The 12,176-nt window shown below is 51.5% G+C and carries 10 protein-coding genes; 3 read left to right on the top strand and 7 right to left on the bottom strand.

Translation table 11 applies throughout. The annotated features are described in order from the left end of the window. The first annotated feature begins 160 nt into the window (after positions 1-160). Both DWZ67_RS14650 and DWZ67_RS14655 read left to right on the top strand, forming a co-directional pair. A complete protein-coding gene (locus tag DWZ67_RS14650) occupies positions 161-2,866 on the top strand; it encodes a TonB-dependent receptor (RefSeq protein WP_120139175.1) in 2,706 nt (901 codons plus the stop codon). 120 nt (positions 2,867-2,986) lie between these two features. Beyond that, positions 2,987-4,168, top strand: a complete 1,182-nt coding sequence (locus DWZ67_RS14655; RefSeq protein ID WP_120139177.1) for a hypothetical protein — start codon at positions 2,987-2,989, stop codon at positions 4,166-4,168. Between the two features lie 122 nt (positions 4,169-4,290). Here DWZ67_RS14655 and DWZ67_RS14660 read toward each other — a convergent pair whose 3' ends face one another. The 4 genes from DWZ67_RS14660 to DWZ67_RS14680 form a co-directional block, all read right to left on the bottom strand. After that, positions 4,291-4,716 carry a DNA-binding protein gene (locus DWZ67_RS14660; RefSeq protein ID WP_087332919.1) on the bottom strand — a complete coding sequence of 142 codons (426 nt, stop codon included), beginning with the start codon at positions 4,714-4,716 and terminating at the stop codon, positions 4,291-4,293. Between the two features lie 335 nt (positions 4,717-5,051). Further along, the gene (locus DWZ67_RS14670; protein WP_009037162.1) at positions 5,052-6,329 is read right to left on the bottom strand and encodes a mechanosensitive ion channel family protein; all 1,278 of its coding nucleotides are present in this window, start codon (positions 6,327-6,329) and stop codon (positions 5,052-5,054) included. A 27-nt stretch (positions 6,330-6,356) separates the two neighbouring features. Next, complete coding sequence (locus DWZ67_RS14675) at positions 6,357-7,370, bottom strand: DUF4435 domain-containing protein (protein ID WP_120139181.1); 1,014 nt, start codon at positions 7,368-7,370, stop codon at positions 6,357-6,359. An 11-nt stretch (positions 7,371-7,381) separates the two neighbouring features. Next, positions 7,382-8,212 carry an AAA family ATPase gene (locus DWZ67_RS14680; protein WP_022402321.1) on the bottom strand — a complete coding sequence of 277 codons (831 nt, stop codon included), beginning with the start codon at positions 8,210-8,212 and terminating at the stop codon, positions 7,382-7,384. 139 nt (positions 8,213-8,351) lie between these two features. Between DWZ67_RS14680 and DWZ67_RS14685 the strand changes: the two genes are divergently transcribed. Then, complete coding sequence (locus tag DWZ67_RS14685) at positions 8,352-9,263, top strand: DMT family transporter (RefSeq protein ID WP_008665644.1); 912 nt, start codon at positions 8,352-8,354, stop codon at positions 9,261-9,263. 16 nt (positions 9,264-9,279) lie between these two features. Here the strand turns inward: DWZ67_RS14685 and DWZ67_RS14690 are convergent, their stop codons facing one another. The 3 genes from DWZ67_RS14690 to DWZ67_RS14700 are packed head-to-tail and all read right to left on the bottom strand — an operon-like array spanning position 9,280 to position 12,115. Further along, entirely contained in the window at positions 9,280-9,864 is a 585-nt protein-coding gene (locus DWZ67_RS14690; protein WP_005824006.1) for a Crp/Fnr family transcriptional regulator, read from the bottom strand. 24 nt (positions 9,865-9,888) lie between these two features. Next, positions 9,889-10,992 (bottom strand): methylmalonyl Co-A mutase-associated GTPase MeaB, encoded by a 1,104-nt coding sequence (gene meaB / locus DWZ67_RS14695; protein ID WP_005824008.1) that lies wholly within the window; start codon positions 10,990-10,992, stop codon positions 9,889-9,891. A gap of 49 nt (positions 10,993-11,041) precedes the next feature. Continuing rightward, a complete protein-coding gene (locus tag DWZ67_RS14700) occupies positions 11,042-12,115 on the bottom strand; it encodes a DUF1573 domain-containing protein (RefSeq protein ID WP_016274130.1) in 1,074 nt (357 codons plus the stop codon). Positions 12,116-12,176: the final 61 nt, after the last annotated feature.

A 12,176-nucleotide genomic window follows, 5' to 3' on the forward strand; every position in this document is an offset into this window, starting at 1 on the left:
GTCCCAAGCAGCCTATATATAAGGATAACAAACAATCCGGAAGAATGTGCGGTAACCAAATCGTAATAGATTTGAAAATGAAACGTATGTTCCATGTATCACCGGTGTAATGTCATTGCCTCATCTTTGCAGCGGATTAAAAAACGTACAAAGAAAAGAGATGAGCATGAAATTAGACTTGGGAAAGATTTTCTTCCTTATTTTATTCCTCACACTTTCCGTCATGGCTGCCACAGCGGGAACCATCAAAGGGACAATCACCGACCGACAAACCAAAGAACCGCTGACGGGAGCCACCGTGCAAGTGAGCGGAACGGCACAAGGCGCCGTCGCCGATTTGGATGGTAACTATACACTGGAGCTGAAAAACGGGACCTATACCCTCACCGTCCGTTACATCGGCTACAAAGACATGACGATAAATGCCGTAGAGATAAAGGGTGAAACCGTGCTGAACTTCGACATGGAGCCGGACACGCAAACCCTGGGCGAAGTGCAGGTCACCGCCAAGAAGAACCTCGAAGGCGAACGTGCCTTGCAAATGGAACGGCAAAAAGCGACCCTCGCCATCGAGAACCTCGGTTCCAAAGAGATGTCCCTCAAAGGCATCGGCAATGTGGAAGAAGGAGTAAAGAAAATAACGGGTATCTCCATCGCCAGCGCCGGACAACTTATCGTCCGCGGACTGGGCGACCGCTACAGCACCACCACGCTGAACGGACTGCCCATCGCCTCGCCCAACCCGGACAACAAGCTGGTGCCGCTCGACCTGTTCCCCTCGTCTACCGTACAGAACATCACCGTCAGCAAGGTGTATGACGCAGCCGCCTTTGCCGACTACAGCGGTGCGCACATCAACATCAGCACCAAAGAAAACATACCGGAAGATTTCTTCCAACTGAGCCTCAACACGGGCGGGAAGTTCAACACCTTAGGCAAAGACCGCTATCAGATGGACCGCAGCGGTTCGCTCTTGAAAACACCCGGCGTAGACGCGGCCGCCCTCGACATGCCCTTGATGGAGTTTGACAAATACGTGAAGACCCACAATATCTTCGATACCTCCTTTGCCGCCAGCAAGAAGAGCTCGTTGCCCGAACTGGGCGGAAACCTCGGTTTCGGAAAGAACTTCGGTATAGGTAACCAGACACTCAGCCTGCTTGCCTCCTTCAGCGCCAGCAACGGCTACCAAAACATGGAAGATGCCTTCTACAAGACACTCGAAGCCACCGGCACCGTGCAGGACGACTTCTCCTACGACAGCTTTGCGCAGGAACTGAAGCTCGCCGCCCTCGGCTACCTGGGCTACACCTTGCGCCGGAGCGACCGCATAGGCTACACTTTCTTCTACGCCCGCAATGCCATCGACACCTACCAACGCCGCGAAGGTACTGATGCCGAAGGACACGAGCTGACCGGCAGCAACAACATCATGCACATATACACCCTGCAAAACCATCAACTGAACGGAATCCATAACTTCAGCAAGAGCGACAGGTGGCAACTGACCTGGGGAGGCTCGTACAGCAAGACCGGCAGCGAAGAGCCCGACCGACGGCAAGTGATGTACGTCAAAGACAACGACGGCAGTCTCAGGCTCTTCAAACTGAACCGCCAAGAGACTATGCGCTACTTCGGCAGCCTGGACGAAGAAGAGTGGAATGCCAACCTCGCCATGCGCTGGAAGTGGAACGACACCAGCCACCTTAAGCTCGGCTTCAACTACAAGGACAAGAACCGCGACTACAGCGCTACCCGCTTCTACTACAACCTGAACAAACTGAACCCCGTCATCACCGACATCTACAACACCGACGGCTTCCTCAACCAGCAGAACATTGCCGACGGACAAATCGTGGTACAGCGTGTGATGCAGCCCAAAGACAGCTACCGCGCCGGAAACGAAATCTACTCTGCCTACCTGCTGACCGACTTCTATCCCACCGAAGCTCTCTTGGTGAACCTCGGCCTGCGCTACGAAATGAGCAAGCAATGGGTGCGCTACGCCAGCGACGGCGGCGACTGGTACTCCCGTCGGCGCAATTTAGACAAGAACGACCTCTTCCCCGCCCTGAACCTGAAATATGCGGTGAACCCCACCAACAGCATCCGCTTCTCTGCCTCGCGCACCGTCACCCGTCCCTCGTTCATCGAGATGGCACCCTTCCTCTACCAAGAGTCCTACGGTTCGGCACAAATCCGCGGTAACGAAGAGTTGCAGAACGGTTACAACTACAACTTCGACCTACGTTACGAACGCTTCGGCAAGGACGGCGACATGCTCTCCGTGACCGGCTACTTCAAATACCTCGACAGCCCTATCGAACGCATCCAAGACCTGCAAGGCGGCGCCACGCTGCACAGCTTCAAGAATGCCGACAACGGCATGGCTGCCGGCGTGGAGCTGGAGATGCGCAAACGGCTCGTCAAGGACCTGCGCCTAGGCGCCAACATCAGTTACATGTACACCAACGTGAAGCTGCCCCAAGGCGGTGCCTACACCAACAAGGAACGTTCGCTGCAAGGCGCATCGCCCATACTTGCCAATGCCGACCTCACCTACTCGCCGCGCTTCGGTGAAGACAGGCAACTCAACCTCGCCCTGCTCTACAACCTGCAAGGCAGCCGCATCCATGCGGTAGGCGTGTCGGGTCTGGGCGATGTCAGGCAACAGACGCTGCACACGTTGAACTTCAGCGCCGGATATAGCCTGAACAAGCACTTCAGCCTGAAGCTGCAAGTGAACGACCTGCTGAACCGCGATGTCATCTTCAAGCAAGATGTGCCCACCACGGGGCAGGAAATGGAAGTGGAACGCTACCACAAGGGAACGAACTTTGAGGTGGGAATAAGCTACAACCTATAAAGTCCCCCGTCCTCCCCCTGAAGAGAACGGAGAACACTCTTTGACAAACAAGCTGATTTAAGAGAATCAATCTGAATGACAGACAGATAAATTGGATATAACAACTAAAACAATTGAATTATGAAAACAATGAAATGGAAATTCTACTCTCTGGCCTTTGTAGCCGGAATGTCTATCCTCACCGCTTGCAGCAGCGACGACGACAACGACAATGACGGCAACGGCGGCAACGGAAACGGCAATGAAATCGAAAACGGTACGATACTGAAAGGTACCATCACCTCCGACGTGACCCTGGCTGCCGGAAACACCTACAAGCTGAGCGGCGAATACATCGTAGAAGAAGGTGCCACGCTCCACATAGAGGAAGGCGTGAAGATTATCGCCGTCTACGATGACATCGCAGACTACATCCTCGTGAAGCAGGGCGGTAAAATCAACGCCGTAGGCACGCCGGACAAACCCATCGTAATGACCAGCGAAAAAGAAGAGCCGGGCGCATGGGGAGGCATCCACATCTGCGGACGCGCCCACACCAATGCCGAAGGCGGCAAGGGAAGTTCTGAAATAGGCGGTGCCGTTTACGGCGGCAACGATGATGCCGACAACTCGGGCACGCTGCAATACATTCGTCTGGAATACACCGGCTTTGCCTTCGATGAAGAGCACGAAGCCAACGGTATCTCTTTCTACGGCGTAGGCAACGGTACCATCGTGGACCACTGCCAAGCCTACAAAGGTTCCGACGACGGCTTTGAGTTCTTCGGCGGCTCGGTAAACGTGAGCAACCTCGTAGCCGTAAGCTGTAGCGACGACTCCTTCGACTGGACCGAAGGCTGGAACGGCAAAGGCACCAACCTCGTGGCTTACCAAGAAGCCGAATCCACACTGGGCTACGACTGCGACTGCCTGATGGAGTGCGACAACAACGGCAGCAACAACGCCGCCACTCCCGTTGCCCACCCCGTATTGAAGAACCTCATCCTCGTCGGCAACGGCGACAGCAAGCAAGGCATCCGTCTGCGTGCCGGCACGGAAGTGGAAATAGACAACGCCAAGGTCTGCGGCAAAGGCCAGCCCCTGACCGTGGAAACCGCCCTTACCGAAAACGCCCTGAAAAACAGCACTTCCAAACTGACCAACATCACCCTCACCGCCGAGCTGAGCAGCAAAGAAGGCATCTACACCCATGCCGACTTTATCGCCGTGACAAGCAACAAGGTGGACGCCAACCTGAGCTATAGTTCTTTCGAGGACATCAGGAAAGAATGCAGCTGGATGAACGGAAGCTGGGTGAAGTAAAAAAAAAGAAGCACTCACAAGACTATAAAAAAACACACAACTTCTTCAACAGCGTACCCCTCGAATGCCTTTCCTGCTTCAAGGGGTACGTGCTGTTTCAAGAAAGAAACTAAAAATACCGTTTACTTCTTCTTCAGCTCCTTCTTCAATTCTTGAACCTGAAAGCTGAACAAGTCCAGACGACGACAAACGCGCTGCATGAAACTGCCTGCCGCCCTGAAGCAGATACGCGAAATGCGCACTTTATCTGCCGTGCAGTCCTCTATCCGTTCCACCGGTTCGCTGGTGATGGAGGGGAAAAAATTTCCAAGTCCCTTGATGTTCACCGTGCGTCCACTGGCCAGATAGTCCGCTATAATATCCGGCAGTTGCACCAGCACGGACTGGGCATCGCCCACCTGCAGGGAGCTGACAAAAGCCAGTCTCTTGGCAAGTTCATCGTTGCTCACCGGTTCAGGCTGAAGCACTTTTGATGCCGCATAGTAGCGCACCACTTCCTTGTCTCCACTCTTGTCCACCTTCTTGCGGACCACATAATTCATTGACATACCAATCTTTCTTTTAATTAGGTTAGCAAAAAAACGAAAGATATTCCCACCCGGCGTGAAACACATCTACAGCCTACGCACACAAAGCCTATACCTTACGGTAAAGACTCCGTGACCGAATACCTTTCACTATATGACTGAATACCTAAAACACCCGGATGTATTGCCCCGAAACATGGGGATGTTTTCACCCAAAACACCCGGATGTAATACCCCAAAACATGGGGATGTTTTGGGAGAAAAGATAGGGATGTTCTGACCTTTCAGTATAGGGTTCAAAGGTAATGACTCCCTATGAGAAATACAATAGATATAGGCCTTTTTGATGATCGGAATCAAGCTCCTTTTTCTTCGGAAGCAGCAGGCAGTACCCGCTGGAAATCTCTGCCGGACGGAGACTGGAATACCTGCAAATCGAATTCGGGGATGATTGCCAGCACATGGTCGAACACATCCGCCTGCACCCCTTCATAGGGCACCCAATCCTTCAGCGCACAGAAGAAATAAAGCTCTATCGGGATACCGCGGTCGGTAGGCTGGAGTTGGCGCACCATGCAGGTCAGTTCCTGGTTTACGTCGGGAAGACTTTTCAAATAAGCCGTCAGATACGCCCGGAACACACCCAGATTGGTCTGGCGGCGTCCGTTGACGAGGATGGAGTTATCGATGCCGTTTTCCACATTGTACTTTTCAATCACTTCCTCCGTCTGCTCCACATAATCTTTCAGTAGCTGTATCTTGCGATATTTTGCCAGCATCTCCGGGGTGCAGAAACGGACGCTGGTCATGTCGATATTGATACTGCGCTTCACTCGCCGCCCACCGCTCTCGCGCATGCCGCGCCAGTTCTGGAAGGAGTCGCTGACAAGCAGGTAAGGAGGGATGGTGGTAATGGTATTGTCCCAGTTGCGCACTTTTACGGTGTTCAACGTTACCTCTATCACCGTACCGTTGGCACCGTACTTGGGCATCTCAATCCAGTCGCCCACCTTCAGCATGTCGTTGGCCGAAAGCTGCACACCGGAGACAAAGCCCATAATGGAATCCTTGAATACCAGCATCAGGATGGCTGCCGAAGCACCCAATCCGGCAAGCAGCGAAAGCGGGTCGCGGCCTATCAGTTCGCCCACGACCACAATGCCGCCCACCAGCCATAGGATGACTTGCATGGTTTGCAACATCCCCTTTAAAGGGCGGTCACGAAATTGCTCCTTCTCACTGTATACACTGTAAACAGCCTTCAGGAACGAGTTAACGAAACTCAGGAAAGTAATGATGATGTAAATAAGGCAGATACGCCGGATGAAATCCATTGCCGATGAACCGACTTCGACAAATGCCAATGGAACAAACAGATAGATGATAACGGGAGCCACCATGCGGCTGAGGTGCACCATCACTTTACGGTCGAATACGATGTCGTCCCACGTAGCCTTGGTCTTCTTCACCAGTTGTGCCACTACCTTCAGCAGGATTTTCCGGCATAGGGCATCCGCCAGGAAAGCAACGGCAAGTATCAGTGCGAAGGCAATGAATTGGTCGAGCATATCAGCCCGGGAAGGGGATATGCCCCACCCGATTAAAAGGTCGTCTATCTTCTTCAATATCTCCATAATCGTATGTTTATCATAACGGCAATCTTATCTACGCGACTGTTCCTCCCGCTCGAGGAACTCCATAATGTCTTCTTTCAACCACTGATAAAGATAAAGGTTCTTGTAGCCGCTGTTTTTTTTCAGCATCACGGATACATTGACCTGACTGTTCTCATACCCCGTCAGTTCGTTGCGGAACTGTTCGTTATGCTCTGCCAGGCGCTTTATCTCCTGCTCGCGTTCACGACGCAGCACCGTACATACCGGGATAAGGATTTTCAGCACTACACAATCCATGATATGGTGTCCTTGGATATAAAGATAGGTATTGTCCGGAGTCAGTCCCAAACGTTCCAACTCCGTGCCCAGCTGCTCCACCCGGTCGATGTAGCGGGGGAAACGGGCTTGCAGTCCGGACAGCTTTGCCGACACCGTCTTTTGCATCTCGTCCAGACTACGGTAAGGATGACGCAGGTTTATCTCTTGCAAACGCACGCAGGCGTTGAAGTCGTACATCGGGAAAGTGTGTGTGTCGTGCTGGCGGTAGAACCAGACATTCCACAGAAACAGCGGATAGGCAATCTGAGAATAACGCTTCAGAAAAGCGGGGAAGTCCAGGATATGCCGGTCGTTCAGCGTGGCCTGCACACAGACTTCATGCAGACTGTCGGCAAAGCAGTGGAAGTTCTCGATGGCATAGCCATAAGTCTGGAAGATATAGGGATTCTTGTTTATCTTATGCGACACCTTGGTGGCACCTTGCAGCAGGAAGTCGTAGTCGCTGTCTACACAAGCTATCAGGCTGCGGCCCAGCTCCGATGTGTTCAACGTATTCATCAGCACCATCTTCTTGCCCTTTGCCAGAGAGGTGGCCGAGGGAAGCATCACTTGAAAATAACGTTCCTCATTCTCGAACTCGGACAGCAGCGTCCGCCAGAAAGCGATGTCGTCATAGCTCTCCACATACGCCACTATGCGCCTTCGTGCTCTCTTGGGAGACAACTTGCGGGCGGCATCCAGATAGGCGGAAGTAAGGTTATGTTTTAAAGAAGTGGACACTTGGGCAGGGATTAAGGATTAGGGATTAGGGAGGAGATTTCGCTGACTTCGGTGACGGCATCCAGCCAGCCTTCCATGATGACGGCGGGCGAATGGGTGGTGAGGATAAGCTGCACATTGGGATTCAGGTTGCGTATCATGCCGATGAGCTTCTGCTGCCATTCGATGTGCAGGGAGGCTTCCGGCTCGTCCATGAAGAGTACGCAGTGGTCATCGTCACGCACCAGCACGGTCAGCAGGATGACCAGCATCTGCTTCTCGCCCGAAGACAGCTTGTAGGGCAGCAGGCGCTCACCGTTCTGATAGAAAACGATGTCGTTGCTTTTGCGGTCTATCGTCTTATGGGTATAGCTGAAAAGCTCGTCAATCATATCCTGGAACTTCCGCTTGGGGAGGGAAAGGGAGGGAGCCAGGCTACGCTGCTCTTCATCACCGCTGAGCAGTTCTATCATCTTGTTGCCGATGTTCACCTGATAGTCCAGATAACGGCGCTGGAGCAGATAGAGCTGCCAGTCCAGTTCCGACTTCACGTTGGCATCGGCCATGCGTGCCGTAAAGTCGCCCATGATAAGGGGACGGTCGTAGCTGCGGATTACATCATAGGGGATAAAGGTGGCTGCGGGGTTGTCGAAGTAGACGTGTACCCCGTTCTTCTCGTCACTCTTCACTTCACCCGATGTCTGTTCCAGATAGTTGACCGAACGGTTCAGGATAGTGGTCTTCCCCACTCCGTTGATGCCGGAAAGTATATTGACGTCAGGACGCAGGTCCCAGGCAATATCGTACCGATGCCACAATCCGTGTATTTCGATACGCTTGATGTAATTGGCTTGTACTTCCATGGTTTCTTGCTTTAATTAGAAGCAAATATACACGATAATCTCTTATTTCTACGCCCATGAACCAGAAAAATCATATAATGAAAGATTTTCTCTTTTCAGAAAATAGTTGTTCTTTTGCACCCGCAAAGAACAAAAGAGTATGAACAAGAACATTCAAGGGCATCTGTTCGCCCTTACCGCAAATATCTTATGGGGCCTGATGGCACCTATAGGCAAGTCGGCTCTGGTGGAGTTTTCCGCGTTGTCAGTAACCACATTCCGCATGGTAGGCGCAGCTGCCTGCTTCTGGCTCCTCTCCTTGTTCTGCAAGCGCGAGCAGGTGGACCACCGGGACATGCTGAAGATATTCTTCGCCGCACTCTTCGCACTGGTATTCAATCAGGGTGTCTATATCTTCGGACTCTCCATGACTTCGCCCATAGACGCCTCCATCGTTACAACCACGCTGCCCATCGTCACCATGATAGTGGCTGCAATCTATCTGAAAGAACCGGTCACCAACAAGAAAGTGCTGGGCATCTTTGTAGGGGCTATGGGAGCATTCATACTCATCATGAGCAGCCAGACCACCGGTGCCGGCAATGGCAGCCTCATCGGAGACCTTCTCTGCCTGCTCGCCCAAATCAGCTTCTCCATTTATCTGACCGTATTCAAGGGGTTGTCGCAGAAATACTCTCCCATCACCCTGAACAAATGGATGTTTGTCTATGCCTCCATGTGCTACATCCCGTTCTCTTACCACGACGTGGCTGCCATACAGTGGAGCGAAATATCTACAGCCGCCCTGCTGCAAGTGGGATATGTGGTTGTGGGAGGAAGCTTCCTTGCCTATATCTTCATAATGAGTGCGCAGAGGCTGTTGCGCCCCACTGTGGTGAGCATGTACAACTACATGCAGCCCATCGTGGCCTCAACCGTTGCCATCATCTTAGGATTGGGAGTGTTCAATTTGGAAAAGGGAATAGCCATAGCCTTGGTATTCCTGGGAGTGTACATCGTGACACAAAGCAAGTCACGCAAGGATTTCGAGAAAGAAGGGAAAGCCGTATAAAACAGCCGTTCCACCGTCACAGTACTCCGGCACGTACCCGGCTCAGAGACTCGGGAGTCATTAACAGATAAGATGCTATGTGGTTGACTGAGGCACGCCGGGCTATCTCCGGATAATCCCTGACGAAACGCGCATACCGCTCGCGTGAGGTTTCGAAACGCCAAGAGTCTGCTTTATATTGGGAAAGCATTAAAGACCCCTCCAACAAATGACGAAGCAGACGGGCTATATGCAGATAGCGCTCAGAGAGTTCGACCAGCCCTGCATACGAAATGCTCCAGATGACGCCTTCCTCCAGGGATTCCAGCTGAAGGCAATTACGGCGTCCGGTGAAAAGGCTGACGATACACATAGCGCCGTCACCGTCGCAGGCAAAGTTCTCTGTAATGTCCCGGCCTTCTTTGAAATAGAACTGGCGAAGCAGTCCTTTCTCTACGAAAACAATATCCCTGGCTATATCTTTCTCACTAATCAACAGTTCTCCTTTGTGCACCTCACGGCGTACAAACAAACCGGCAATGAGCTCCAGCTCCTCAGAAGGGAGTTCATGAAGGCGGCGGGTAAACCGCCGCGCCACTTCCATATTGTTTTCCTTAGTCATCGATACAGGGAAAGGGATATGCCCTTATTTCTTCAGTTCTGCAAAATAGGTGTCCAGCAAGTTCTTGGCAGCCACAAAAGAAGTCAAGTTGCCTTGCAGCACTTGTTTTTCCTTGCCAGTCAGCATCGCTTCAATCTGCGGATTGTGGTAGAAGCTGTCGCGCAGCTGTTCGTTAATGGTCTCATACATCCAGTATTTGCTTTGCTCATTGCGGCGGTATTCAAAATAGCCGTTATCTTTCACAAAGTCAATGTATTTGTAGACCATATCCCACACTTCTTTTACACCAAGATTATAGAAACCGGAATAAGTCAGCACTTGGGGTGTCCAACCGCTCTCCGGAGCCGGGAAGAGGTGCAGCGCATTACGGAACTGCGTTGCTGCCAGTCTGGCCCGCTCCAGATTGTCGCCATCAGCCTTATTAATAACAATGCCATCGGCCATTTCCATGATGCCGCGTTTGATGCCTTGCAACTCATCGCCCGTACCCGCCAGCTGTATCAGCAGGAAGAAGTCTACCATAGAATGTACGGCAGTCTCACTCTGCCCCACCCCTACCGTCTCTACAAATATCTTGTCGAAACCGGCAGCCTCACAAAGCACAATCGTTTCACGCGTCTTGCGTGCCACGCCACCCAGCGAACCGGCAGAGGGACTGGGACGTATAAAGGACTTGGGATGAACGGAGAGCTTCTCCATACGCGTCTTATCACCGAGAATACTGCCTTTGCTGCGTTCACTGCTCGGGTCAATGGCAAGAACGGCCAACTTGCCACCGTGTTCCTCCAGTACATGCAAGCCAAATACATCAATAGAGGTACTTTTACCGGCACCGGGCACACCACTGATACCCACACGGACGGAGTTGCCCGAATAGGGCAAACACTTCTCTATCACCTCCTGCGCCACAGCCTGGTGCTCCGGTTTCACACTTTCCACCAGTGTTACAGCCTGGCTGAGTACCGTAACATCACCTTTCACTATACCCTCCACATAGTCTGATACGGAAAGCTCGCGTTTCTTCCGCCTAGGACGGTTCTTCAAGTAAGGATTGACCGATGAAGGTTGCTCAATGCCTGCATTGACAACCAAGCCTTTATATGCTTCATTATTTTCGGGATGTTCCATGGCTATTTGTGAGTTATAAGTTATGAGTTATGAAGGACTTTACGACTTCTTATTGTTTTGCTTTAATGTTGATTTCAACTTTCGGCTGCATCGGGTCATTGGTAATCATCAGCAGACGCAGATGACGGCGCTTCTTGCCTATATTCTTCTTCACTACCGTTACCCGCAGGCGAGTGCTTTCACCGGGTTGCAATACACTCTTCTTGAGGTTAACTCCCACTGCCGGGTGGAATACCTGGAGCTTGTTTATCTGTAAAGGAGAACGCCCGGTATTGGTAATGGTAATATCCTGACGTGCTTTTGACTTCTTTGCCAATATCGCACTCATATCAACTTCTTTGGTAGAAAGGTTGATGGCAGGAGCATTTGCCTTCTCCACTTCCGTCATTCCGGAGAAATCCGGTAAAAGAATGGCAGAAACGGGAATTTCGTTTTCATCGCCCACCTTGTCACCGGAGAAGCGAGAAAGATAGACCGACGCTTGAGTCAGTCCGAGGTCAGTCAGTCTTTCCGAATTCAATGTAAGTGTAATCACTCCTTTTTCTCCCTTTTGCAAGACATTGGGCTCTACTTTTGTCTGCAAATAAGGAGGCAGATGCATCAGTACCGGTTCATAAGGACGGTCGGAAAGATTGACCACGCCGATATGAATCACCGGCTGCTCACCATGCTGAATATCGGGAAAGTCGAGGCTGTTCTTGTCAATACGTATCTGACCGATAAGATAGGGATGCGTCTTGGTAAAATCCTTGATTTCCTGTACTACTTCACCATTGAACTTCAAATAGACCAGATTGGGTTGCGCATTGCTGTAAATAGCCACGGATTTCTGGAAATGTCCCAATGCCTTGGCGTCAAAAGTCACATTTACTGTTCCTTTTGCCCCCGGAGCAATAGGCGTTTTTGTCCACTGGGCCACGGAGCAGGCGCAATCCGGCTCTACTTCTGTAAGCACTAAAGGCTGGTCACCCGTATTGGTGATGGTATATTGCACAGTCACGGGATGCTTCCATTCTATCTGGCCGAAACTGTACATCTCTGTATTCGAGGTAAAACGAGCTTGCGCTACAGCAGTCAATACCACACTTGCAAGCACATATAAAGTTATCAATATCCGCTTCATCTATTTTTCTTAATATCAAGATTTCCTAATTCTGCCACTCTCATTCAATATTAGTCGGACA

This window comes from Bacteroides sp. AF34-31BH (assembly GCF_003602795.1).
GTDB lineage: Bacteria > Bacteroidota > Bacteroidia > Bacteroidales > Bacteroidaceae > Bacteroides > Bacteroides uniformis.